At 70.0% G+C, this 21,788-nt stretch carries 27 protein-coding genes; 15 read left to right on the forward strand and 12 right to left on the reverse strand.

Annotated features, from left to right (window positions below):
* The first annotated feature begins 225 nt into the window (after positions 1–225).
* Both ACZ7M2_RS08220 and ACZ7M2_RS08225 read left to right on the forward strand, forming a co-directional pair.
* Positions 226–1,101: a DUF4097 family beta strand repeat-containing protein gene (locus ACZ7M2_RS08220; protein WP_352046015.1), complete on the forward strand. Its 876-nt coding sequence runs from the start codon at positions 226–228 to the stop codon at positions 1,099–1,101.
* A gap of 1 nt (position 1,102) precedes the next feature.
* On the forward strand, positions 1,103–2,185 hold the full coding sequence (locus ACZ7M2_RS08225; RefSeq protein ID WP_471594630.1) for a PadR family transcriptional regulator: 1,083 nt from the start codon (positions 1,103–1,105) through the stop codon (positions 2,183–2,185).
* A 105-nt stretch (positions 2,186–2,290) separates the two neighbouring features.
* Here ACZ7M2_RS08225 and ACZ7M2_RS08230 read toward each other — a convergent pair whose 3' ends face one another.
* The 4 genes from ACZ7M2_RS08230 to ACZ7M2_RS08245 form a co-directional block, all read right to left on the reverse strand.
* On the reverse strand, positions 2,291–2,857 hold the full coding sequence (locus ACZ7M2_RS08230) for a Clp protease N-terminal domain-containing protein (RefSeq protein WP_471594631.1): 567 nt from the start codon (positions 2,855–2,857) through the stop codon (positions 2,291–2,293).
* Entirely contained in the window at positions 2,857–3,066 is a 210-nt protein-coding gene (locus ACZ7M2_RS08235) for a helix-turn-helix domain-containing protein (RefSeq protein WP_010984411.1), read from the reverse strand. The genes ACZ7M2_RS08230 and ACZ7M2_RS08235 overlap by 1 nt, the downstream gene beginning before the upstream one ends.
* Before the next feature lie 143 nt (positions 3,067–3,209).
* Positions 3,210–4,175: a zinc-binding dehydrogenase gene (locus ACZ7M2_RS08240; protein WP_471594632.1), complete on the reverse strand. Its 966-nt coding sequence runs from the start codon at positions 4,173–4,175 to the stop codon at positions 3,210–3,212.
* A 692-nt stretch (positions 4,176–4,867) separates the two neighbouring features.
* Positions 4,868–6,142 carry an NAD(P)-dependent malic enzyme gene (locus ACZ7M2_RS08245; RefSeq protein ID WP_054228111.1) on the reverse strand — a complete coding sequence of 425 codons (1,275 nt, stop codon included), beginning with the start codon at positions 6,140–6,142 and terminating at the stop codon, positions 4,868–4,870.
* 543 nt (positions 6,143–6,685) lie between these two features.
* Between ACZ7M2_RS08245 and ACZ7M2_RS08250 the strand changes: the two genes are divergently transcribed.
* Genes ACZ7M2_RS08250 through ACZ7M2_RS08260 form a run of 3 tightly spaced genes read left to right on the forward strand, consistent with a single transcriptional unit; the run spans position 6,686 to position 9,410 of the window.
* Positions 6,686–7,642, forward strand: a complete 957-nt coding sequence (locus ACZ7M2_RS08250) for an ABC transporter substrate-binding protein (RefSeq protein ID WP_471594633.1) — start codon at positions 6,686–6,688, stop codon at positions 7,640–7,642.
* 38 nt (positions 7,643–7,680) lie between these two features.
* Positions 7,681–8,619, forward strand: a complete 939-nt coding sequence (locus tag ACZ7M2_RS08255) for an amino acid ABC transporter permease (RefSeq protein WP_471594634.1) — start codon at positions 7,681–7,683, stop codon at positions 8,617–8,619.
* On the forward strand, positions 8,616–9,410 hold the full coding sequence (locus ACZ7M2_RS08260; RefSeq protein ID WP_471594635.1) for an amino acid ABC transporter ATP-binding protein: 795 nt from the start codon (positions 8,616–8,618) through the stop codon (positions 9,408–9,410). The genes ACZ7M2_RS08255 and ACZ7M2_RS08260 overlap by 4 nt, the downstream gene beginning before the upstream one ends.
* A gap of 95 nt (positions 9,411–9,505) precedes the next feature.
* Here ACZ7M2_RS08260 and ACZ7M2_RS08265 read toward each other — a convergent pair whose 3' ends face one another.
* Positions 9,506–10,294 carry a class I SAM-dependent methyltransferase gene (locus tag ACZ7M2_RS08265; RefSeq protein WP_471594636.1) on the reverse strand — a complete coding sequence of 263 codons (789 nt, stop codon included), beginning with the start codon at positions 10,292–10,294 and terminating at the stop codon, positions 9,506–9,508.
* Positions 10,295–10,404: 110 nt separating this feature from the next.
* Here ACZ7M2_RS08265 and ACZ7M2_RS08270 point away from each other — a divergent pair, with 110 nt between their 5' ends.
* Positions 10,405–11,034 carry a CGNR zinc finger domain-containing protein gene (locus tag ACZ7M2_RS08270; RefSeq protein WP_352046007.1) on the forward strand — a complete coding sequence of 210 codons (630 nt, stop codon included), beginning with the start codon at positions 10,405–10,407 and terminating at the stop codon, positions 11,032–11,034.
* Here ACZ7M2_RS08270 and sodX read toward each other — a convergent pair.
* Positions 10,938–11,372 (reverse strand): nickel-type superoxide dismutase maturation protease, encoded by a 435-nt coding sequence (sodX, locus tag ACZ7M2_RS08275; RefSeq protein ID WP_095857783.1) that lies wholly within the window; start codon positions 11,370–11,372, stop codon positions 10,938–10,940. The genes ACZ7M2_RS08270 and sodX overlap by 97 nt on opposite strands.
* A 144-nt stretch (positions 11,373–11,516) precedes the next feature.
* Here sodX and sodN point away from each other — a divergent pair, with 144 nt between their 5' ends.
* The 6 genes from sodN (at position 11,517) to ACZ7M2_RS08305 (ending at position 14,793) form a co-directional block, all read left to right on the forward strand.
* The gene (sodN, locus tag ACZ7M2_RS08280; protein WP_004983535.1) at positions 11,517–11,912 is read left to right on the forward strand and encodes a superoxide dismutase, Ni; all 396 of its coding nucleotides are present in this window, start codon (positions 11,517–11,519) and stop codon (positions 11,910–11,912) included.
* 110 nt (positions 11,913–12,022) lie between these two features.
* Positions 12,023–12,154 (forward strand): hypothetical protein, encoded by a 132-nt coding sequence (locus ACZ7M2_RS08285; RefSeq protein WP_471594637.1) that lies wholly within the window; start codon positions 12,023–12,025, stop codon positions 12,152–12,154.
* Between the two features lie 40 nt (positions 12,155–12,194).
* Positions 12,195–12,620, forward strand: coding sequence for a helix-turn-helix transcriptional regulator (locus ACZ7M2_RS08290; protein WP_266431591.1), 426 nt, complete (start codon positions 12,195–12,197; stop codon positions 12,618–12,620).
* A gap of 9 nt (positions 12,621–12,629) precedes the next feature.
* Positions 12,630–13,046 (forward strand): VOC family protein, encoded by a 417-nt coding sequence (locus tag ACZ7M2_RS08295; RefSeq protein ID WP_352046005.1) that lies wholly within the window; start codon positions 12,630–12,632, stop codon positions 13,044–13,046.
* 113 nt (positions 13,047–13,159) lie between these two features.
* A complete protein-coding gene (locus ACZ7M2_RS08300) occupies positions 13,160–14,014 on the forward strand; it encodes an ATP-grasp domain-containing protein (RefSeq protein WP_471594638.1) in 855 nt (284 codons plus the stop codon).
* A gap of 20 nt (positions 14,015–14,034) precedes the next feature.
* Positions 14,035–14,793, forward strand: coding sequence for a VOC family protein (locus ACZ7M2_RS08305; RefSeq protein WP_471594639.1), 759 nt, complete (start codon positions 14,035–14,037; stop codon positions 14,791–14,793).
* 42 nt (positions 14,794–14,835) lie between these two features.
* Here ACZ7M2_RS08305 and ACZ7M2_RS08310 read toward each other — a convergent pair whose 3' ends face one another.
* From ACZ7M2_RS08310 to ACZ7M2_RS08335, 6 genes are all read right to left on the reverse strand, one after another.
* Positions 14,836–15,168, reverse strand: coding sequence for a DUF952 domain-containing protein (locus tag ACZ7M2_RS08310; protein ID WP_471594640.1), 333 nt, complete (start codon positions 15,166–15,168; stop codon positions 14,836–14,838).
* Positions 15,169–15,255: 87 nt separating this feature from the next.
* Positions 15,256–15,669 carry a YciI family protein gene (locus tag ACZ7M2_RS08315; RefSeq protein ID WP_471594641.1) on the reverse strand — a complete coding sequence of 138 codons (414 nt, stop codon included), beginning with the start codon at positions 15,667–15,669 and terminating at the stop codon, positions 15,256–15,258.
* A 21-nt stretch (positions 15,670–15,690) separates the two neighbouring features.
* Complete coding sequence (locus ACZ7M2_RS08320) at positions 15,691–15,975, reverse strand: hypothetical protein (RefSeq protein WP_352046000.1); 285 nt, start codon at positions 15,973–15,975, stop codon at positions 15,691–15,693.
* Positions 15,976–16,070: 95 nt separating this feature from the next.
* Complete coding sequence (locus ACZ7M2_RS08325; RefSeq protein WP_471594642.1) at positions 16,071–16,679, reverse strand: GNAT family N-acetyltransferase; 609 nt, start codon at positions 16,677–16,679, stop codon at positions 16,071–16,073.
* A 234-nt stretch (positions 16,680–16,913) separates the two neighbouring features.
* On the reverse strand, positions 16,914–17,960 hold the full coding sequence (locus tag ACZ7M2_RS08330) for a family 2 encapsulin nanocompartment cargo protein polyprenyl transferase (protein WP_471594643.1): 1,047 nt from the start codon (positions 17,958–17,960) through the stop codon (positions 16,914–16,916).
* Between the two features lie 167 nt (positions 17,961–18,127).
* Positions 18,128–19,534, reverse strand: a complete 1,407-nt coding sequence (locus ACZ7M2_RS08335) for a family 2B encapsulin nanocompartment shell protein (RefSeq protein ID WP_471594644.1) — start codon at positions 19,532–19,534, stop codon at positions 18,128–18,130.
* Positions 19,535–19,776: 242 nt separating this feature from the next.
* On the opposite strand from ACZ7M2_RS08335, the gene ACZ7M2_RS08340 reads away from it, so the two are divergent.
* From ACZ7M2_RS08340 to ACZ7M2_RS08350, 3 genes are all read left to right on the forward strand, one after another.
* Positions 19,777–20,010 (forward strand): hypothetical protein, encoded by a 234-nt coding sequence (locus ACZ7M2_RS08340; RefSeq protein ID WP_054228125.1) that lies wholly within the window; start codon positions 19,777–19,779, stop codon positions 20,008–20,010.
* A gap of 169 nt (positions 20,011–20,179) precedes the next feature.
* A complete protein-coding gene (locus tag ACZ7M2_RS08345; RefSeq protein ID WP_471594645.1) occupies positions 20,180–20,770 on the forward strand; it encodes an N-acetylmuramoyl-L-alanine amidase in 591 nt (196 codons plus the stop codon).
* A gap of 133 nt (positions 20,771–20,903) precedes the next feature.
* Complete coding sequence (locus ACZ7M2_RS08350; RefSeq protein ID WP_471595202.1) at positions 20,904–21,782, forward strand: 1-aminocyclopropane-1-carboxylate deaminase/D-cysteine desulfhydrase; 879 nt, start codon at positions 20,904–20,906, stop codon at positions 21,780–21,782.
* Positions 21,783–21,788: the final 6 nt, after the last annotated feature.

Below are 21,788 nucleotides of genomic sequence, written 5' to 3' on the forward strand. Positions count from 1 at the left end.
CGTAGATCGACGACGACCGGAAATACCCGTTTTGCCCGTCAAGTCCCCACCACTCACCCGCAAGCTCCGATCGCGAGGGCGTCACTTCCCCCAAACGAGTGCCTTGACTTTCCACATCCGCGATATATCGTGAATGACGGAAGACGCGATATGGCGCGTCGGGTCAAGATTACGTCGAGTCCAGACGCATGCTCGGTCTGGTCGGGTCGTTGGGAGGTCTGCACCATGTCCGAGTGGTCCGTCGCAGAGCCGAGGAAGCTCACCTTCGACGACCCCGTGACGGCACTTCATGTGCGCGTCGTCAACGGAACAGTGAACGTCGTGGGGACCGACGAGGGTTCCGCCCGCCTGGAAGTCTCCGAGCTGGAAGGCCCGCCGCTGTTCGTGACCCAGCAGGACGGCACACTCACCGTGGCGTATGAGGACCTGCCCTGGAAGGGCTTCCTCAAGTGGCTCGACCGCAAGGGCTGGCGCCGCAGCGCCGTCGTCACGCTGGCCGTCCCGGTCGGCACCCCCGTCGAGGTGGGCGTCGTCGGCGCCGCCGCCGTGGTCTCCGGCATGGAGAACCGGGTGGCGGTCAAGGGCGTCACGGGCGACACGACCCTCGTACGGATCGCCGGCCCCGTCCGCGTGGAGACCGTCTCCGGGAGCCTGGAGGCCCAGGCCGTCACCGGCGACCTCCGCTTCAACTCCGTCTCCGGCGACCTGACCGTGGTCGAGGCCTCGGGCTGCTCCGTGCGCGCCGAATCGGTGAGCGGCTCGATGATCGTGGACCTCGACCCCAGGGGCACCCCCACCGACGTCCAGCTGTCGAACGTCTCGGGGGAGATCGCCATCCGCCTCCCGCACCCCGCCGACGCCGAGGTGGAGGCCAACACCGCCAGCGGCACGGTCTCCAGTGCCTTCGAGGACCTCCGGGTCAGCGGCCAGTGGGGCGCCAAGAAGATCACCGGCCGACTGGGCGCGGGCAACGGCAAGTTGAAGGCGATGACCGTCTCCGGCTCCATCGCCATGCTCCGCAGGCCGACGACGGAGGACGAGCCCCACGAGGACGGGTCGTCCGCTTCTCCGCAGACCCCGACCGACAAGAAGGTGCTCTGACATGCCTCCCGTCTTCGCCCACGGCCGCCTGCGCCTCTACCTGCTGAAGCTGCTGGACGAGGCCCCCCGCCACGGGTACGAGGTGATCCGGCTCCTGGAGGAGCGCTTCCAGGGGCTGTACGCACCCTCGGCAGGCACCGTCTACCCCCGGCTGGCGAAGCTGGAGGCGGAAGGGCTGGTCACCCACACCACCGAGGGCGGCCGCAAGGTGTACGCGATCACGGACGCGGGCCGCGCCGAACTGGCCGACCGCAGTGGCGAACTGGCCGACCTGGAGCTGGAGATCCGCGAGTCGGTCGCGGAGCTCGCCGCGGAGATCCGCGCCGATGTGCGGGGCGCGGCGGGCGATCTGCGCCGAGAGATGCGGGCCGCGGCCACCGAGGCGAGGCGCGGCGGCAAGAGCGGCACCGGTACCAGCACCGGTGCCGGCGTCGGTGCCGGTGAACACGAAGGTCCCGCGGGCGAGTTCGGGGACTTCGGAGACTCCCGTGACAAGGAGTCGTGGCGGGTCGCCAAGGAGGAGATGCGGCGGGTCAAGCAGGAGTGGAAGGAACAGAACCGGCGCGCGAAGGACGAGAGCCGCCGGGCCCGCGACGAGGCGCAGCGCGCGCGGCGCCAGGCCAAGGAGGCGCAGGAGGAGATGCAGCGCATGGCCAAGCGGGTCCAGGAGCAGGTGCAGGACCGCTTCGCGCGCGGCGACTGGCCGAACGGGGTCCGTGAGGGCCTGAGCGAACTGGCCAAGGAGTTCGGCGACTTCGGAAAGACCTTCGGCAAGGACTTCGGTAAGGACTTCGGCTTCGGCCGCGCGGGTGCGGCGGCCGGCGGGTCGGCGAAGCCCGAGTACGCCGAGTACACGGACACTCCGGAGGACTTCCCCGCCGACTACGCACCCTCCTGGGCCCACGAGGACTCCACCGGCGACCCGGCCCGCGACCTCGAACGCCTCCTGGACCGCTTCCGCGACGACATCCGCGACGCCGCCCGCGACCACGGGGTGACCGAGGACCAACTCCGCTCGGCCCGGCGTCACTTGTCGACGGCTGCGGCGCACATAGGGGCCGCATTGCGCACGCCGAAGAGCTGACGCCCATCGCCGCCCGGGGCTTTCCGAGGCCCGAGGGGATCCCCCGGGCTCCGGCCGGGGACCTCGGAGAAGCCCCCGGCGAAGCCACCGGCTCCGACCGCTCACTCACCCCGCCTTGGCCTCCCCGCCGCCGTACAGCACGCGTGTGACCGCCTCATAGGTGACCCCGTGGTCGGCGAGCACCTCCGCCGGCACACCGGGCCGAGCGGTCAGGGCCATCAGCAGATGCTCGTCGCCGATGTGCCGGTCATGACGGGCGAGCGCGGCACGAAGGGACCGCGTCAGCACGTCCTTGGCGCCCGGGGCGAACGGCCGACGCCTGGAACGGCGCCCGACGCCACCCCCGTTCCCCGATCCCAGCACCCCGACCCCGTGGGCCTCCTCCACCCGGGAGACGATCTCCGAGAGGTCGATCCCGAGCCCGGAGAGCGCCTCCGTGTCGGCGCGGGAGAGCCCACCCCGTCGGCGCGCCTCGGCAAGCGACCGTTCCATGGAGTCGCGACGACCGGCCGCCCCGAGCGAGGCCAGCGCGAACGAGCCTCGGCTGCCCTCCCGATCGAGGAGGGCGAGAAGCATGTGCTCCTCGTCCACCGCCTCGGCGCCCGTGCGTTCGGCGTGCCCGATCGCTCCCGCGACCACGGCCCGGGCGTCCTTCGTGAACCGCTCGAACATCACTGCCTCCCGTATTTCTTGTGCACGGCCTGCCTGCTCACTCCGAGTTCCGCGGCGATCTCCTGCCACGACCAGCCCTGATTGCGCGCGCTGCGCACCTGTACCGCTTCCAACTGCTCCAGCAGCCTCCGCAGCGCGGAGACCGCCCGCAGTCCGATCCGCGGATCGCGATCACCCGCACGCTCGGCGAGATCCGTTGCTTCGGTCATGACGTCAATCTAAGTTGACAGCAGATGACTGTCAACCCCAGTTGACAAACGGTACGGAAAACGGCGGGCCCGAATCCTCCCGAGCCCGCCGCGACCACCCCGCACTGCACCTCGGCCCGAACGGCCGAGTACCTCTCAATCCCTCACCCCACCGTAAGAACGATCTTCCCGAACTGGTCGCCCGCCGCCAGCCGCTCGAACCCTTCCCTGGCCCGGTCCAGTGGAAGCACCTCGTCGATGACGGGTCGCACCCCCGTGGCGGCGCAGAAGGAGAGCAGATCCTCCAGCTCGTCCTTGGTGCCCATCGTGGAACCGACGACCTTGAGTTCCAGGAAGAAGATGCGGGTGAGTTCGGCGTGCGAGGGGCGGTCGCCGCTCGTCGCGCCCGAGATGACCAGCGTGCCGCCGGGCCGCAGCGACTTGATGCTGTGCGACCAGGTGGCCGCGCCGACCGTCTCGATGACCGCGTCCACGCGCTGCGGCAGCCGCGCCCCGGACTCCAGCGCCTCCACGGCGCCCAACTCGACCGCCCGCTTGCGCTTGGCCTCGTCGCGACTGGTGGCGAAGACCCGAAGTCCTGCGGCCTTGCCGAGCACGATCGCGGCGGTCGCCACGCCGCCGCCGGCGCCCTGGACGAGGACGGAGTCGCCGGGCCGTACTCCGGCGTTGGTGAAGAGCATGCGGTACGCCGTCAGCCATGCGGTCGGCAGACAGGCGGCCTCCTCGAAGGAGAGTTCCTTGGGCTTGGGGATGACGTTCCACGTCGGGACGGAGACCTGTTCGGCGAACGTGCCCTGGTAACGCTCGGTGAGGATGGAGCGGGGCTCCTTCGGGCCGACCCCGTGCCCCGTCTGTCCGATGACCGAGTGCAGTACGACTTCGTTGCCGTCCTCGTCGACGCCGGCCGCGTCGCATCCGAGGATCATCGGCAGCTTGTCCTCGGAGAGACCGACGCCGCGCAGGGACCAGAGGTCATGGTGGTTCAGGGACGCGGCCCTGACGTTCACGGTGGTCCAGCCCGACCTCTGCTCGGGGGCCGGGCGCTCCCCCAACTCCAGGCCGGTGAGCGGCTGGTCACGGTCAATGCGGGCGGCGTAGGCAGCGAACATGACCTTGACGATAGGCTCCGCCCCCGCCCGGCGGAACCACGTCCCCCTGTGACACACGTCCCGCCACCCTCACGCTCCACGTCACACCGGTCCGCACCAACCACGAGCGACCCCAACCACCGCTGCCTACCCAGGGCTCCACCCCGATCCCCCACCCGCCCGCACGCATGCGGCCGCGGGCAGGTGGGGGCCAGCCGCGCAGTTCCCCCGCACGCCTTGGACTGCGGGTGGGCGGGGACCAGCCGCACAGCCCCTCGCGCCCCTCGAGCGGGGCTCCGCCCCGATCCCCCCACCCGCCCGCACACATTCGGCCGCGGGCAGGTGGGGGTCGGTCGCGCAGTTCCCCGCACCCCCAAAGACTCCGCTCCACACCCAGAGCCAAAGGCCGCCCAGGCCGAATCGGGCGTCGAGAGACAAACCCCTCGCTGCGGTGCAGGGGCGGCCTCGCGGGGGCGGAGCCTCCGGCGGCGGCCCGAGGTAGGGGGTGCAGCCCCATCCCCCCACATCCCCGATCCTCCGCTCCCCGCCCTCCCCTGCCCCGCCCCGGCGGGGTCGAAGGGGCGGAGCCCCTGGGGATGGGACGGGTAGGGGCGGCGGGGGCGGACAAAGGTACCCGTACAGACCAATACGGGACAGAAAGCAGGGCCCCGCCGGGAGCAACCCCGGCGAGGCCCTGAATGCACGCAGCCGCGTCAGCGGCGGGCAACCCCCTCGGCCCGAGCAGCCGCGGCCACCGCCGCGGTCACCGCGGGAGCCACCCGCTCATCGAACGGCGACGGAATCACATAGTCCGCGGCAAGGTCGTCCCCCACGACCGCAGCCAACGCCTCCGCCGCCGCGATCTTCATCCCCTCGGTGATCCGAGACGCCCGCACCTGCAACGCCCCCGCGAAGATCCCGGGAAACGCCAGCACGTTGTTGATCTGGTTCGGGAAGTCCGACCGCCCGGTCGCGACCACGGCCGCGTACTTGTGGGCGATCTCGGGGTGCACCTCGGGATTCGGGTTGGCCATGGCGAAGACGAAGGCCCCCTCGGCCATCGACGCCACCGCCGGCTCCGGCACCGTACCCCCGGACACGCCGATGAAGACGTCCGCGCCCGCGAGCGCCGACTCCAGCGACCCCGTGAGCCCCGCCTTGTTGGTGATCCCGGCGAGCTCCCGCTTGACGTCGGTCAGGTCGTCCCGGTCCGCGGAGACGATGCCCTTGCGGTCCGCGACCGCGACGTCACCGATCCCCGCCTCCAGCAGGAACTTGGCGATGGCAACCCCGGCCGCCCCCGCCCCCGAGATCACCGCACGCAGATCACCCAGCGTCCGCCCGGTCAGCTTCGCCGCGTTCCGCAGCGCCGCCAGCGTCACGATCGCGGTCCCGTGCTGGTCGTCGTGGAAGACGGGGATGTCCAGCCGCTCCTGGAGCTTGCGCTCGATCTCGAAGCACCGCGGCGCCGAGATGTCCTCCAGGTTGACGCCCCCGAACGAGGGAGCGAGCCGGACCACGGTCTCCACGATCTCGTCGACGCCCGTGCAGTCCAGCGCGATCGGCACGGCATCCACCCCGCCGAACTGCTTGAACAGGATGGCCTTGCCCTCCATCACGGGAAGGGAGGCCTCCGGGCCGATGTCACCGAGTCCCAGCACGGCCGTACCGTCCGTCACCACAGCGACGACGGACGACTTCCACGTGTAGTCGTGGACGAGCTCGGGCTGCTCGGCGATGGCGCTGCACACCTTCGCCACGCCGGGCGTGTACGCCAGGGACAGGTCGTCCTTGTCACGGACGGGCACGGTGGCCTGCACGGCCATCTTGCCGCCACGGTGCAGCGCAAAGGCAGGGTCGAAGTCGAGGGAGTCGACGGAACCGTCGGAACCGACGGTGTCGACGGAGCCGGCGGAATTGACCGGCTCCACGTCGCCTTCAAGACCCGTACTGCTGTCGCTGCGAGGATTGACGATCTCCGCTGCCACTTTGTTTTACCCCTTAAGTCTTCATTGATTTGAGGGTGACCACTCCTGGTTGAGGGGTGGGCGGGCACCGCGTAACCCTGCCGCCGTGGTGGTGCGTACGGGCGGATACGCGACGGACGCGCCGCACACGCGCCCTGAGCCCCGGATGAGGGGTGTAGAGAACCTTCTTACCGGACGGACCAGGTCGGCGACGAGTCCATACCGCGAAGCTCACACGCCGGTGACATGACTCATACCTGGATATGTGGACAAGTCCAAGACATGACCTCAAGACACTACAAGTGCGGAGTGGTGCCGGCCCGCATCGCGAGATGCGCCGAAGATCTTCCGGCCGGAAGGAGGGATTCCCGCACAAGGTCCGGCCCTGATGGAGCCGTCCATGGCGGTTCGGGGGTCACCCGTTATCCGATTTTGACATAGCGAGTCCCCTGAAGCGCGCAGTCCGAATGGCAAGATGCCGTCATCACACGAGGTCGCGACACCCAAAGGTGTGTGTTCTCGTCGACCCATCGGCAACTCCCTCATCCGCCGGAGGAACCCACCATGACCGCAAGCTCCACCCGTCGTACGACCGCCGCGCAGTCCCGTATAGCAGCGGTCGGTGCGATCGCGGTCGCCGGGGCCCTGGTTCTCACCGGCTGCGGTGACCAGACCAAGAAGGACTCCAACAGCTCTTCCTCGAGCGCCGTCTCAGCTCCGCTGGCCTCCAAGCTGCCCGCGTCGATCCGTGACGCGGGCGTCATCAAGGTCGGCTCGGACATCGCGTACGCGCCCGTCGAGTTCAAGGACAGCTCCGGCAAGACCGTGGGTATCGACCCCGATCTGGCGGACGCGATGGGCAAGCAGCTCGGAGTGAAGTTCGAGTTCCAGAACGGCACCTTCGACACCCTGATCACGGGTCTGCGCTCCAAGCGGTACGACATGGCGATGTCCGCGATGACGGACACCGCGGACCGCCAGAACGGTGTCGACGCCGACACCGGCAAGAAGGTCGGCGAGGGCGTCGACTTCGTCGACTACTTCACCGCGGGTGTCTCGATCTACACCCCCAAGGGCAAGACCCAGAACATCAAGACCTGGGCCGACCTCTGCGGCAAGAAGATCGCGGTGCAGCGCGGCACGGTCTCGGAGGACCTCGCCAAGTCCGAGTCGAAGAAGTGCACGGGTGGCAAGAAGATCGCCATCGAGTCCTACGACAACGACCAGCAGGCCCAGACCCGGGTGCGCGCCGGTGGCGCCGACGCCGGTTCCTCGGACTTCCCGGTCGCCGCGTACGCGGTGAAGACCTCGGGCGGCGGCAAGGACTTCGAGCTCGTCGGCGAGCAGGTCGAGGCGGCGCCGTACGGCATCGCGGTCGCCAAGTCCAACACGCAGCTTCGCGACGCACTGCAGGCCGCGCTCGACGCGATCATCAAGAACGGCGAGTACGACAAGGTGATAGCGAAGTGGGGCGTCGAGGCCGGCGCCGTCAAGACGGCCGCGGTCAACGGAGGAAAGTGACCGCGGGCGCGAGCGGGCACTGAAAGGCAACAACACCCGTGACTGTTGACATCGACAAGACGGCAGGGCCGGAGGACACTCCTCCGGCCGGGCCGGAGGCCATCAAGGCCATCCCCGTCCGGCACTACGGACGGTACCTCTCGGCCGTCATCGCGATCGCCGTGCTCGTCGCGATCATCTACGCGTTCGGCCAGGGCAAGATCAACTGGAATGCCGTACCGGACTACTTCTTCGACCAGCGCATCATCAAGGGCGTCGGCCAGACTCTGCTGCTGACGGTGCTCTCCATGGTGATCGGCATCGTGGGCGGCATCCTGCTCGCGGTGATGCGCCTGTCGAAGAACCCTGTGACCTCGTCCATCGCGTGGTTCTACATCTGGTTCTTCCGCGGCACCCCGGTCCTCGTCCAGCTGTTCGTCTGGTTCAACCTGGGTCTGGTCTTCGAGTACATCAACCTCGGGCCGATCTACAAGGACTACTGGTCCAGCTTCATGACGCCGTTCCTGACGGCGCTGCTCGGCCTGGGTCTGAACGAGGCCGCGTACATGGCCGAGATCTGCCGTGCCGGTCTGCTGTCGGTCGACGAGGGCCAGACCGAGGCGTCGCACGCGCTGGGCATGAGCCACGGCAAGACGCTGCGGCGGATCATCATCCCGCAGGCGATGCGCGTGATCGTGCCGCCCACGGGCAACGAGGTCATCAACATGCTGAAGACGACCTCCCTCGTGTCGGCGGTGCAGTACTACGAGCTCTTGCGGTACGCCCAGGACATCGGACAGACCTCCGGCGCCCCGGTGGAGATGCTCTTCCTGGCCGCCGCCTGGTACTTGATCATGACCTCGGTCCTGAGCGTGGGCCAGTACTACGTCGAGCGGTACTACGCCCGCGGTTCGAGCCGTCAGCTGCCGCCCACCCCGTGGCAGAAGATCAAGGCCAATCTGACGTCCCTGTCGAACCGTCAGGGAGCGGCGGCATGACCGAGAACGAAACCACCAAAGACATTTCCGGTACGCCGATGGTGAAGTCCGAAGGCGTCCACAAGTCCTTCGGCGCGGTCGAGGTCCTCAAGGGCATCGACCTGGAGGTCAGGTCCGGCGAGGTCTTCTGCCTCATCGGCCCGTCCGGCTCCGGCAAGTCGACCTTCCTGAGGTGCATCAACCACCTTGAGAAGATCAACGCCGGCCGGCTGTCCGTCGACGGTGAGCTGGTCGGCTACCGCCAGAAGGGCGACAAGCTGTACGAGCTCAAGGACAGCGAGGTCGCGCTGAAGCGCCGGGACATCGGCATGGTCTTCCAGCGCTTCAACCTGTTCCCGCACATGACGGCGCTCGAGAACGTCATGGAGGCCCCGGTCCAGGTCAAGGGCATCAGCAAGACCCAGGCCCGGGTGCGTGCGGAGCAGCTCCTGGAACGCGTCGGCCTGGCCGACAAGGCGGCCAACTACCCCTCGCAGCTCTCCGGCGGTCAGCAGCAGCGTGTCGCCATCGCCCGAGCGCTGGCGATGGACCCGAAGCTGATGCTGTTCGACGAGCCGACCTCGGCGCTCGACCCGGAGCTGGTCGGTGACGTCCTCGACGTCATGCGCGACCTCGCCGAGTCCGGCATGACGATGATCGTCGTCACCCACGAGATGGGCTTCGCCCGCGAGGTGGGCGACTCGCTGGTCTTCATGGACGGCGGTGTGGTGGTCGAGTCCGGCCACCCGCGTGACGTACTGACGAACCCGCAGCACGAGCGGACGCAGTCGTTCCTGTCCAAGGTGCTCTGAACCACGGACAAAAGTGCTCTGAGCCACGGACAAGAGTGAAGGGGCGGTACGGGAATCCCGTACCGCCCCTCCTTCGTCCGGCCCCCGCGGCCTGTCTACTTCACTGCCAGCACCAGCGCGTCCGACGGCGACCGCCACACCGCCCGCGCCTCCCCGAAGCCCCTTTCGCGCAGCACACGCGTGTGCCAGTCGACGGACGGCATGTCACCGTCGGCGTGCTCCCCGTAGATCTCGAAGCGGCGGGCGGTCGGCGCGGCGAGGACGGGGTCCTGGGCCGCCAGCTCCCACCAGGCGGCCCAGTCGAGCACCCCGCGCGCCCTGGCCTCGTCCATCCGGGCGTGCCGCTGGGCGCGCTCGGCCTCGTTGATCCGGGGCGTGGACTCGTCGATCATGTGGTCGGCGTTCATGAAGACGCCGCCGTCGCGGACGAGCTCCGCGACCTGGCCGTAGAGGGCCGCGAGGGGTTCGCTGTGCAGCCAGTGGAGGGCGGTGGCGGTCAGGACGGCGTCGTACGAGCCGTACGGCAGCCGGGTCGCCCAGTGCGGGTCCTTGAGGTCGGCCGTGACGAAGGAGACCCTCTCGTCGCCCGCGAAGGTGCCCTCGGCGATGGTGAGGAGCGCCGGGTCGAGGTCGACGCCGGTACTGGTGGCCTTCGGGAAGCGGTCGAGGAGCCGGGCCGTGATGGTGCCGGTGCCGCAGGCCAGGTCGAGGACGCGCGGCTCCGGGCCGCACAGGGCCTCGACCATGTCGAGCATCACCCGGAAGCGTTCCTCCCGGTCCGGCATGTACCACTCCTGTTGGCGGTCCCAGCTCTCCTGCCAGGCATGCCAGTCGGTGCCGTTGCCATGGATCTCGTCGCTGTCGATTCCGGTGCCGACGGTCATGGAAGCCCCTTCTCCGTTCGCCTTCACTCGCCCGCGTAATACCCTGGAAGCGCAATCAGCCGTTACCTGACCGCACGCACGACGATAGAGCGCCTCCGTAAGGACTACAAGTGGAACTGGCCTATTACTCGGATTACGCGGTACGCCTCGTCAACACCGAGGAGCCGACCCGGGGCAAGGACTCGCTCACCTCGGTCGAGGCGGTCCGGGACCTCTTCGGAGGGAACGCCTCCGCGGCCCGCCGCGCCACGGACGCGGACGTCACCCGCTTCCGGTCGGTCCGCGCCCGGCTGCGCGCCGTCTTCGAGGCGGCCGACGGCGGCGACGAGACCCTGTCCGTGGACCTGCTGAACTCACTCCTCCTGGAGTTCCCCGTCAGCCCGCAGATCTCCGGGCACGACCACCGGGACGACGACGGGCGCCCGCTGTGGCACATGCACCTGGCGGACCACCCGTCGAACGCGACCGCGGGCTACGCGGCGATCGCCGCCATGGGACTCGCCTTCCACCTCACCGAGTACGGCGTGGACCGCCTCGGCCTGTGCGAGGCGGCCCCCTGCCGCAACGCGTACCTGGACACGTCGACGAACCGCTCCCGGCGCTACTGCTCGGACCGCTGCGCGACGCGCGCCAACGTGGCGGCCTACCGAGCGCGCAAACGCCTGGAGGCCGACCGGTCGGAGAGCACCGGCCTGGCGGCGCCGAGCGCCCAGCGGACGACGGCGAACGGCGAGCGCTGACCCGGTAGATAGGGCCGGTAGCGGAAGCGCACCTTCCCGAGGACGAGGTCCTCGGGCACGGTTCCGTAGTCGGTGCTGTCCCCACCCGCGTAGGCGTTGTCCCCGAGCACCCACCAACCCCCCTCGCGCCGCTCCGCGATCCGCTTCACGACCAGCAGGTCCTGCTGGAACGGATGGCGCAGAACGACCACGTCACCGGGCCTGACCCGGGCCCCGTACTGCACGACGAGCCGATCTCCGTGCTGGAGCGTGGGCACCATCGAGGGCCCCGTCACCTCGGCGGCCCCGAACGGCAGCACGGCCCTCCCACGCTCGGTCTCCTGCGACAGCTCCGGCATCACCGGCACCTCCCCGGTCCATCCTCCACCAGTCCCAGTCTCACCCTGGACTTTTGTCCTAAGCCCATGGGGGCACTCGAGAAAAGACGTCTCCTACGGAGTAATGTCCCACCTGAGAAGACGATCACGAGGAAGGACAGCTCAATGCTCTCCCGCCTGTTTGCCCCCAAGGTCAAGGTCAGCGCGCACTGCGACCTGCCCTGCGGCGTGTACGACCCGGCCCAGGCCCGCATCGAGGCGGAGTCGGTGAAGGCCGTCCAGGAAAAGATGGCCGGCAACGACGACCCGCACTTCCAGGCTCGCGCCACCGTCATCAAGGAGCAGCGCGCCGAGCTCGCCAAGCACCACGTGTCGGTGCTCTGGAGCGACTACTTCAAGCCCCCGCACTTCGAGAAGTACCCGGAGCTGCACCAGCTGGTCAACGACACCCTGAAGGCCCTCTCGGCCGCCAAGGCGTCCACGGACCCGGCCACGGGCCAGAAGGCGCTGGACTACATCGCCCAGATCGACAAGATCTTCTGGGAGACCAAGAAGGCCTGACCTTTGGTCATACGGCTCGACCCGCGACCTGTTCGGTTTCTCCGGTCACGCGGTCCCTCTGCCCGCACCCGGCCCGCAGGACGCCCGACACGGCGTCCCTGACGGTCCGGGTGCGGTCTTCTTTCACCGCCGCGTTCGGAAGCCGGGGCGAGCTGCTGGATGAACTCGACGTCCGCAGTGACGAGTTCGCGGGCCTGCTCGTCGCCCCCGACACCGCGGCCGCGTCCCGTCCGTGGCCGTGACCCACCAGCCTCTGTCAGTGGCGCGTGCCATCCTGAAGAAATGACTCTGGAGGATCTGGTCCGGCTGCGCCGGGCACGCGACCGGATGGACCGCGAGTACGCGGAGCCGCTGGACGTCGCCGCGCTCGCGCGCACCGCGCTGATGTCACCCGGGCACTTCCAGCGGAGCTTCCGGGCGGCGTACGGGGAGACGCCGTACACCTATCTCATGACCCGCCGAATAGAGCGGGCCAAGGCCCTGCTGCGGCGGGGTGACCTGACGGTCACGGAGGTCTGCCTCGCCGTGGGCTGTACGTCGCTCGGTTCGTTCAGCTCCCGCTTCACGGAACTGGTCGGCGAGACCCCGAGCGCGTACCGGGCCCGGCCGCACGATCACGGCGCCCCCATCCCGCCGTGTGTGGCCCAGCGCCTGACCCGCCCGACCCGCCACCGCAACCCGGAAGCGGAACCGGGTACGCGCCTCTAGCGTGGGGCCATGGACCTGAAACTCTCACAGTGCTTCATCGCCGTGGACGACCATGACAAAGCGCTCGCCTTCTACCGGGACGTCCTCGGCCTGGAGGTCCGGGGTGACGTCGCCTTCGAGGGGATGCGCTGGGTGACGGTCGGCTCCCCGCTCCAGCCGGACGTCCAGATCGTCCTGGAGCCGCCCGCCGCGAGCCCGGACATCTCCCCCGCCGACAAACAGGCCATGGCCGAGCTCCTCGCCAAGGGCATCCTGCGCGGTGTCATCTTCTCCACCGCCGACTGCGACGCCCTCTACGAACGCGTCCGCGCCTCCGGCGCCGATGTCCTCCAGGAGCCGATGGACCAGCCGTACGGCGTCCGCGACTGCGCCTTCCGCGACCCGGCGGGCAACCTCCTGCGCTTCACCGAACGCCCCGCTGCCTGACCCCGGCCACCCCCGCATCGGCCGGCGGGAGGCAGACTACGTCCGTGTGTTCCGTGGGAGCGGGTCGCCCATGGAACGGAACGTCTGAAGTCCCGTAGTCCGAGGAGTCATCGATGCCGTCCGCGCGCCCCCGCGTCCTCTACGTCAGTGACCTGGCCTACCCGGCCAAGGGGCGGCGGTACTGCGACGAGGACATCTTCCTCACCTCCCGCCTGCGCGAGGAGTTCGACCTCGCCGTGTGCCACCCCCTGGACGCGGCCGCGCTGATGACCGGCTTCGACGCCGTCGTCGTACGGAACAGCGGGCCCGTGCTGCACTACCAGGCGCAGTACGACGCGTTCCGGAAGCAGGCGGTCACGGAAGGTGTCCGCGTGTACAACCAGCTGTCCGGCAAGGGGGACATGGCGGGGAAGGGGTACCTGCTGGACCTCACCGCGGCGGGGTTCCCGGTCATCCCGACCATCGACCGCGCGGACGACCTCGACCGGCTTCCGGACGTCGACACCTACGTCGTGAAGCCCAAGCTGGGAGCGGACTCCATCGGCCTGGAGTTCGTACCCCGCGACCGGCTGCCCGAACTGCCGTACGGCAACATCCTCGTCCAGCCACGCATCGACTTCCGCTACGAGGTGTCCTTCTACTTCGTCGACCACACCTTCCAGTACGCCCTGTACGCGCCCCGCCCGGACGAGCGCTGGGCCCTGGAACCGTACGAGCCGACCGAGCGGGACCGGGAGTTCGCGCAGCGGTTCGTCGACTGGAACGACATCGCGTACGGCATCCAGCGCGTCGACGCCTGCCGGGCCCCCGACGGCGAACTGCTCCTCGTGGAGCTGGAGGACCTGAACCCGTATCTGTCCCTGGACGTCCTCTCCCCCGACGCGCGGGACGCCTTCGTCTCACGGGTGAAAACGTCGTTGCGCGGGCTGATCGGACAGGAGACGGTACGAGCCGCACAAGGCGTCTGAGAGGGAGCGGGAAACGACCCATGGCTGACCCCATTCGATGGACCTACGCCTTCGTCGACCGGCCCATGAAGGACCTCGATCGCGCCTGCGGCTTCTGGACCGCGGTCACGGCGACGAAGCTGTCCGAACCGCGTGGTGAGCAGGGCGAGTTCGTGACCCTGCTGCCCGACGGCACCGACGCCTGCGTCAAGGCGCAGGGCGTCGACGCGGGCGACGGCGGCGCCCATCTGGACCTCGCCGTCGAGGACGTAGCGGCGCTGGCGGAGTCGGCCCGGCAGCTCGGCGCCGAGATCGTCACCACCGAAGAGGACCTGGTCGTCCTGCGCTCCCCCGGTGGCCAGCCGTTCTGTGCGGTCCGTTGGCACGGCGGGTCGGCGCGGCCTGCGGTCGTCCCGGGCCCCACCGGCGCCACCAGCCGCCTCGACCAGGTGTGCCTGGACGTGGCGCCCACCCGCTTCGAGGCCGAAGTCGCCTTCTGGAGCGCCCTGACCGGATGGGAGTCGCACCCCGGCGCGCTCCCGGAGTTCCACCTGCTCAGGCCGCCCGCCGGGCTCCCCTTCCGCATCCTCCTGCAACGCCTCGACACCGCCCGCCCCGCCGCCGCCCACCTCGACATCGCCTGCTCGGACATCGAGGCGGTACGCGCCCACCACGAGCGGCTCGGTGCCGTGCTCGTCGGTCACGGCGCCCGCTGGGCCGTCATGCGGGACCCGGTCGGCGGCACGTACTGCCTGACCGGCCGGGACCCGGCGACGGGCAGCCTCCCGGCCCCGGCCTGATCCGAGGAACGACCCGAAGCGGACGGCCCGAGGCGGACAGCCCTACGCGGGCTCCCACACCTCCACGTCCACCACGGCAGCCACCGGAATCGGCCCGTAGATGTGCGGGAACTCCTCGCCCCCGGGCTTGACCGCCTCGTAGCGCAGCGGCACGTCCAGCCGTTCGGGATCGATGACCAGGAGCACCAGCTCGTCGGGGCCGTCGTACCCGCCGTACAGGAAGGAGGCGACCCCGGGGACCTGGTGCCGCAGCGAGCAGTGGATGAAGCCCTCCTCCTGGAGGGTGCGGCCACGGGTGGACATCTCGTACGCGCCGGACGCGCGCGCCGCGTCCCACAGGGAACGCTCGGTGAGGTGCAACAAGGGTTCGGACATGCCCGCCACGCTACGGCCTCAGCCGGGCCGCCCTCGTCTCCAGTGGCGTCGCTCGGGGAAACCGGGGGTGGCGCGGGCGGATCCCGCTCAGATGTCTCCGGTGCCGTCCAGGATGGGGCGGATGACCACCGGGTAGTTCGTGGCGCCCTCGGGGCCGGGGCAGCGGGTGACGCGCTCGGCGATCTCGGTGACCCGCTCCAGGCTCTCGCACTCCAGTACCCAGTAGCCGGCGATCAGCTCCTTGGTCTCGCTGTACGGCCCGTCGGTGATGACGGCCTTCCCGTCCTGCCCGGCCGTGACCAGGCGGGTCTGTGCCGGTTCGACCAGCCCCTGCCCGTCGACGAGCTCACCGGACTTCGAGAGGTCTTCGTTGATCGCGCCCATGTACGCGTACATCGCCTGCAGCTCCTGCTCGCTCCAGGCCGGGGCATGTACGGAGCCCTTGCCCCGCATGCCCTCGTAGTCCGCCTGCGTGCCCTGCACCATCACCAGGTACTTCACGAGTCGGCTCCCTCGGCTTCCTCATTTTTCCGCGACGGACTCCCCGGGTTGCTCCCGGGGCTCTCCGGTGTCCCCGCCGGGTTCGGATCCGGTCCCGGGCACGGACCGGGACCGCGCGCCGCCTCCGGATCCCGCACCGCCGGACCCGACTCCGGCTCCGGGCTCGCCGACGTACCTCTCGCACTCCGGGTTGTGGCAGGGGCCGGGGCCCCATACGGGAACGAACGCGCCCAGCGTCTTGTGGCGCCGCACGACGGTGGTGACCGGCTGCCGGCAGGCGGGGCAGACATGCTCATCGGTGCCCATGCATTCAGGGTAGGGCGGGTGACGCTTCAGCGCTTCCTGCTGTACGTCCGCGCCAAGACGCCGTTCTTGCACGCGTCGTCCTGCGCTTTGCCCGATCAGGCTCCCCGCCCGGGCTGCGGCTCGCGCCACATCGGCCACATCCGCGGACCGTCCGGCAGGTCGAGAGGGCGCCCCGTGAGCTCGAAGCCGAGACGCTCGTAGAGCCGACGGCTGTCGGCGTTGCTCGCCTCCAGATAGGCGGGCAGACCCTCGCGGTCGCAGCGGTCGAGGACCGACCGGACGAGCGCGGTGCCGAGACCCTCGCCCTGGCGCTGGGGCGCCACGCCGATCATCCACAGGTACTCGTGGGCGCGGCCCGCGGGGTGGATCCCGGCCGTCAGGCGGCCTATCAGCTCGACCCGCTCGTTGTCGGGGTCGACGGCCTCACGCAGCCGTGCGGGACCGTCGTCCTCGTCTGCGTGGCCGGCGTCGGCGGGCACGGACAGCCACAGCGCGCACGCCGTGCCGTCCTCCGTGACGTCGACGCGGCCCTCGGCGAGCACGAGCTCGGTGAACATCCCCATCAGCCCGGGGTGCTTCGCGCGGCGGTGCGCCGCGTCCGGAAAGACCCAGCCACTCACCGGGTCGTCCTGGAACGCCTCGTCGAGCAGCCGGGTGACCAGCTCCCGGTCGCCCACGTCCGCCGTCCGGATCACCACGCCCATGTCCCACCCTCTCGCCTCAACCGCCGCTGATCGTACGGCTGTTGCAGCCTAGGGCCTGTCGGGCCTGTCCGGGCCCGAGAGAGACGGGCCCCGCGCACCGTGGGGATGCGCGGGACCCGCTCCGGCCGGAGCCCGGTGCCGTACGGAGGTCAGGTGCCGTACGGTCCCGGAGGCCCCGGGGTCTTCAACCGCCCTTCTGAAGGGTCGAACGGGTCATCCGAAGGTTCGAACGGGTCAGTTGCTGCGCCGCGTCACGAACTCCGCGAGCGCGAGGAGGCCGCCCGCCGCCTCCGGGTCGGGGATCGCCCGGGACAACTCGTGCATCGCCCGGGACATCCGGTCGGCCGCCTGGAGCTGCGCCCAGTCACGGCCGCCCGCCCGCTCGACGGCCTGCACCGTGCGCTCCAACTCCCCTTCCTCGTAGGGAACTCCGTACAGCTCGGCGAGTTCCGTCGCCGCCGGGGTGCCGGAGGCGAGCGCGGCGACCACGGGCAGGGACTTCTTGCGGGCGATGAGGTCCGCCCCGGCCGGCTTGCCGGTGCGGCTCGGGTCCCCCCAGATCCCGATCACGTCGTCGATCAGCTGGAAGGCGAGCCCGGCCTCCCGGCCGAACGCGTCCAGCGCGTCGACGTCCTCCTCGTCCGCCCCCGCGTACAGCCCGCCGAGCGCGCATGCGCAGCCGAGCAGCGCGCCGGTCTTGGCCTCGGCCATGGCGAGCACCTCGTCGAGGGTGACCTCGGCGGGTCCGCGCTTCTCCATGGCCGTGTCCGCGTGCTGCCCCTCGCACAGCTCTACGACGCAGGACGCGAGCCGGGCGGCGGCGGCCTGGGACGCCGGGTGCGCGTCCTCGGCCAGCAGCCGCTGGGCGAGCGCCTGCATGGCGTCCCCGGCGAGGATCGCGTCGGCATCGCCGAACACGGTCCACGCGGTGGGGCGGTGTCTGCGGGTGGTGTCCCGGTCCATGACGTCGTCGTGCAGCAGCGTGAAGTTGTGGATCAACTCCACTGCGGCCGCCGCCTGTACGGCGGCCGCGTGCTGACCGCCGAGCGCTCCCGTGGCGGTGAGCACCAGGGCCGGGCGGATCGCCTTGCCCGCGTTGCCCGCCGCCGGGGTGCCGTCCGCGTGCTCCCAGCCGAAGTGGTAGAGCGCGATCCGGCGCATGGATCCAGGCAGCGAGTCGACGGCCCTGCGCAGCTCGGGGTCGACGGACGCACGGGCGTACTCCAGGATGCCCGCCGCCTCCTGTCCCTCCAGCGGGCCGGGCGCGACCTGCCGATCCATGGGCCTCCCGTCCGCGGACCCGCCGTCCGAGGGTCCGCCGTCCAAGGGCCTGCCCTCCATGGGCTTGCCGATGAGGCCCCGCCTGTCCAGGGTCTCGGCCGGACTCCGCCTCGTCCCCGGTGTTCCCGCCTGATCGGGCGGGAACACGGCGGCCGGCGCCGGGAAGGTCACCGCCAGCGGCCGATCTCGACGTTCTCCAGGATGCCGAGGGCGTCCGGCACGAGAACCGCCGCCGAGTAGTACGCCGTCACCAGGTAGGAGATGATCGCCTGTTCGTTGATGCCCATGAAGCGCACCGACAGGCTCGGCTCGATCTCGTCCGGGATGCCCGCCTGCTGGAGGCCGATGACACCCTGCTCGGCCTCGCCGGTACGCAGGGCGATGATCGAGGTCGTCCGGGTGTCGCTGACGGGGATCTTGTTGCACGGGAACAGCGGCACACCGCGCCAGGTCGGGATGCGGTTGCCCGCGATCTCGACGCTCTCGGGGACCAGTCCGCGCTTGTTGCACTCGCGGCCGAACGCGGAGATCGCGCGCGGGTGGGCGAGGAGCAGCTTGGTGCCACGCCGGCGGCTGAGCAGCTCGTCCAGGTCATCGGGGCTGGGCACGCCGTCGTGCGGCTGGAGCCGCTGGTCGTACTCGCAGTTGTTGAGCAGTCCGAACTCCCGGTTGTTGATGAGCTCGTGCTCCTGGCGCTCCTTCAGCGCCTCGACGGTGAGGCGGAGCTGCTGCTCCGTCTGGTTCATCGGCTGGTTGTAGAGATCGGCCACACGCGTGTGCAGGCGCAGCACGGTCTGGGCGATGCTCAGTTCGTACTCGCGCGGCGCGGCCTCGTAGTCCACGAAGGTGCCGGGGATGTCCTGCTCCCCGGTGTGGCCGGCCGCGAGGTCGATCTCCTTCTCGCCGTACTTGTTGGTGCGCTGCTCCGGAATCGCGCGCAGCGACGTGAGGTGTTCGCGCAGGGAGTCGGAGCGCTCGGCGACCTGCTCGAGGTCCTGGCGCGGCAGTGCGAGCACGGTGACCGCGGTGACGGCGCGGGCCGTGTACTCCCAGATGGCGTCCGGGTCGATGAGCGCCTGCTCGCCGAAGTACGCGCCGTCGGCGAGGACGCCGAGGACCGCGTCGTCGCCGTACGGGCCGGTGCCGATCTTCTCCACCTTGCCGTGCGCGAGCAGGAACACCTCGTCGGACGGGCTGCCGAACGAGGCGAGCACTTCGCCCGGTACGAACTCCCGCTGCTGGCACCGCTGGGCGAGCTCGCCGAGCACCTCCTGATCCTCGAACGAGCGGAGCACGGACAGCTCGCCGAGCTCCGCGGGGATGACCTGCACACGGTCACCGGTCTTCACGAACGTCACGCGGCCGTCGCCCACGGAGTAGCTGAGCCGCCGGTTCACGCGGTACGTGCCACCCTGCACGTTCACCCACGGAAGCATGCGCAGCAGCCACCGTGAGCTGATCTCCTGCATCTGGGGTGCGGACTTGGTGGTGGTGGCCAGGTTCCGCGCGGCCGATGTGCCGAGACTCTGCTGCGGCTTGCCCTGACCCGCACGGACCTCTTCGCCTACCGACATGAAAATTGCCCTCCCGGTCATGCGCTGATCTGCGCCGACCAGCCTTCCATCACGGAGCGTGCCGGTGCTATTACACGAATGAGCGGGAATGGATCACGGTGGATTGGGCAGAGGGTCCGCTTTTGTCGATCGATCGAACAGCCGGCGCCGTCGTCCTCGAACAGCGCGGAGCCGTTGCGAGCGGGAACTCCCAGATCAGGCCAACCGTTTGACGCGGTGACGGACGACGACAGGAGACGGCAATGGCAGGCTTCCTGGACCGCGCCAAGGAACAGGCGCAGCGAGGGCTCACCCAGGGCAAGCAGAAGCTCGACGAGGTGCAGGCGCAGCGTGCGGGCGGCGACCTCCTCAAGAAACTGGGCGCGGCGTACTACGCGGAGCGGCGCGGCAGCGGCTCCCCCGAGGCGACCCAGCAGGCCCTGCAGGCGCTGGAGAGCCACATCGCCGTGAACGGGGACGCGTTCCTGCGCTCCTGACGGGCCTCACGGACGCGCCGCGAACGCGCTGGTCAGACGCGCCCGCGTCCCTGACCGGATCGACTCGCACGCCGTACGAACGGCTGGGCCGGAGCCCCGGGTTCCGGGTACAGCTGCGGTACGAGACGGCCGCGACCGGTGGCCGCCGCGCAGTGCGAAGGAGGCGGTCATGGCCCCACCCATGTCCGCGGGCGGTTTCCTGGACCAGCTCAGGGAGGAAGGCGTCACCGTCGTCGAGGTCGGCGACTGGGAGCATCACAACCGCAATCACAAGGGGCCCTGGGGTCCGGTGTACGGCGTGATGATCCACCACTCGGTGACCTCGGGCAGCGAGCACACCGTCGGGCTCTGTCGTGCGGGCCGCCCGGACCTGCCCGGTCCGCTGTGCCACGGCGTCATCACCAAGGACGGTGTCCTGCACCTCGTGGGCTACGGCAGGGCCAACCACGCGGGCCTGGGCGACGACGACGTGCTGCGCGCCGTGATCGCGGAGAAGGCGCTCCCGCCGGACAACGAGGCGAACACCGACGGCAACCGCCACTTCTACGGCTTCGAGTGCGAGAACCTCGGCGACGGAAAGGATCCGTGGCCCGAGGTGCAGCTGGAGGCCATCGAGAAGGCCGCGGCCGCGATCTGCCGCCACCACGGCTGGACGGAGCGTTCGGTCATCGGCCACCTGGAGTGGCAGCCGGGCAAGGTCGACCCGCGCGGCTTCACGATGGCCTCGATGAGAGAGCGCGTCCGCGACCGCCTCAAGTGACGGACGGGCACGGGGTGGCTGCCCGCATACCGGACAGGTGTCCGACAATGGTGGGGTGCCCAGCCCCGCAACCCCGGACGACCCGACCACCCCGGCCGCTCCGGACGTCCCCGAAGCGCTCGACCCGACCGTTCTGCGGCCGAGGCTGCCCTCGCCGCTGTGTCAGGTCACGGACGAGCGCTTCACGCGCCAGGGCGTGCGGCTGCTGCTCAAGCGGGACGATCTGATCCACCCGGAGCTGATCGGAAACAAGTGGCGCAAGCTCGCCCCGAACCTCCGCGCGGCGGCGGGCCGCACGGTGGTCACGTTCGGCGGCGCGTACTCCAACCATCTGCGCGCCACCGCCGCCGCGGGCCGCCTCCTCGGGCTGACGACCGTGGGGGTGGTCCGCGGCCAGGAGCTGGCCGACCGGCCCCTCAACCCCTCACTGACCCGCTGCGCGGCCGACGGCATGCGACTGCACTTCGTCGACAGATCGACGTATCGCCGCAAGAGCGAACCGGAGACGCTGGCCGCCCTGCTGCGCTCGGTGGACGCCGAGGACGCGTACGTCGTCCCGGAGGGTGGCAGCAACTCTCTTGCCGTACGCGGCTGCCGGGAGCTCGGCGCGGAGCTGCGGGGCCATGGCGGTGTCGATGTGGCCGTCCTGGCCTGCGGCACCGGCGGCACCCTCGCCGGCCTGGCCGCAGGCCTCGCCCCCGACCAGCGGGCCCTGGGGATCCCTGTCCTCAAGGGCGGCTTCCTGGGCGGTGACATAAGAGCCCTCCAGGAAGCCGCCTTCGGCGGCCCGTGCGGGACCTGGTCACTCGACGACCGCTTCCACTTGGGCGGCTATGCCCGCACCACGCCCGAACTCGACACCTTCGCCGCGGACTTCGAACAGCGCCACGGCCTGCCCGTGGAGCGTCTCTATGTCGCCAAGATGCTCTACGGACTTGTCACCCTGGTGGAGGAGGGGGCGTTCCCACGGGGGACGACGGTGGCGGCGGTGATCACGGGGGCACCGTTGTGAGCCCCC

This window comes from Streptomyces sp. NPDC111507 (assembly GCF_055638955.1).

Coding starts and splice junctions, on each gene's coding strand:
- ACZ7M2_RS08220 (WP_352046015.1), top strand. CDS start 226: ATGTCCGAGTGGTCCGTCGCAGAGCCGAGGAAGCTCACCTTCGACGAC.
- ACZ7M2_RS08225 (WP_471594630.1), top strand. CDS start 1,103: ATGCCTCCCGTCTTCGCCCACGGCCGCCTGCGCCTCTACCTGCTGAAG.
- ACZ7M2_RS08230 (WP_471594631.1), bottom strand. CDS start 2,857: ATGTTCGAGCGGTTCACGAAGGACGCCCGGGCCGTGGTCGCGGGAGCG.
- ACZ7M2_RS08235 (WP_010984411.1), bottom strand. CDS start 3,066: ATGACCGAAGCAACGGATCTCGCCGAGCGTGCGGGTGATCGCGATCCG.
- ACZ7M2_RS08240 (WP_471594632.1), bottom strand. CDS start 4,175: ATGTTCGCTGCCTACGCCGCCCGCATTGACCGTGACCAGCCGCTCACC.
- ACZ7M2_RS08250 (WP_471594633.1), top strand. CDS start 6,686: ATGACCGCAAGCTCCACCCGTCGTACGACCGCCGCGCAGTCCCGTATA.
- ACZ7M2_RS08260 (WP_471594635.1), top strand. CDS start 8,616: ATGACCGAGAACGAAACCACCAAAGACATTTCCGGTACGCCGATGGTG.
- ACZ7M2_RS08265 (WP_471594636.1), bottom strand. CDS start 10,294: ATGACCGTCGGCACCGGAATCGACAGCGACGAGATCCATGGCAACGGC.
- sodX (WP_095857783.1), bottom strand. CDS start 11,372: ATGCCGGAGCTGTCGCAGGAGACCGAGCGTGGGAGGGCCGTGCTGCCG.
- sodN (WP_004983535.1), top strand. CDS start 11,517: ATGCTCTCCCGCCTGTTTGCCCCCAAGGTCAAGGTCAGCGCGCACTGC.
- ACZ7M2_RS08290 (WP_266431591.1), top strand. CDS start 12,195: ATGACTCTGGAGGATCTGGTCCGGCTGCGCCGGGCACGCGACCGGATG.
- ACZ7M2_RS08295 (WP_352046005.1), top strand. CDS start 12,630: ATGGACCTGAAACTCTCACAGTGCTTCATCGCCGTGGACGACCATGAC.
- ACZ7M2_RS08300 (WP_471594638.1), top strand. CDS start 13,160: ATGCCGTCCGCGCGCCCCCGCGTCCTCTACGTCAGTGACCTGGCCTAC.
- ACZ7M2_RS08305 (WP_471594639.1), top strand. CDS start 14,035: ATGGCTGACCCCATTCGATGGACCTACGCCTTCGTCGACCGGCCCATG.
- ACZ7M2_RS08310 (WP_471594640.1), bottom strand. CDS start 15,168: ATGTCCGAACCCTTGTTGCACCTCACCGAGCGTTCCCTGTGGGACGCG.
- ACZ7M2_RS08320 (WP_352046000.1), bottom strand. CDS start 15,975: ATGGGCACCGATGAGCATGTCTGCCCCGCCTGCCGGCAGCCGGTCACC.
- ACZ7M2_RS08325 (WP_471594642.1), bottom strand. CDS start 16,679: ATGGGCGTGGTGATCCGGACGGCGGACGTGGGCGACCGGGAGCTGGTC.
- ACZ7M2_RS08330 (WP_471594643.1), bottom strand. CDS start 17,960: ATGGATCGGCAGGTCGCGCCCGGCCCGCTGGAGGGACAGGAGGCGGCG.
- ACZ7M2_RS08335 (WP_471594644.1), bottom strand. CDS start 19,534: ATGTCGGTAGGCGAAGAGGTCCGTGCGGGTCAGGGCAAGCCGCAGCAG.
- ACZ7M2_RS08340 (WP_054228125.1), top strand. CDS start 19,777: ATGGCAGGCTTCCTGGACCGCGCCAAGGAACAGGCGCAGCGAGGGCTC.
- ACZ7M2_RS08345 (WP_471594645.1), top strand. CDS start 20,180: ATGGCCCCACCCATGTCCGCGGGCGGTTTCCTGGACCAGCTCAGGGAG.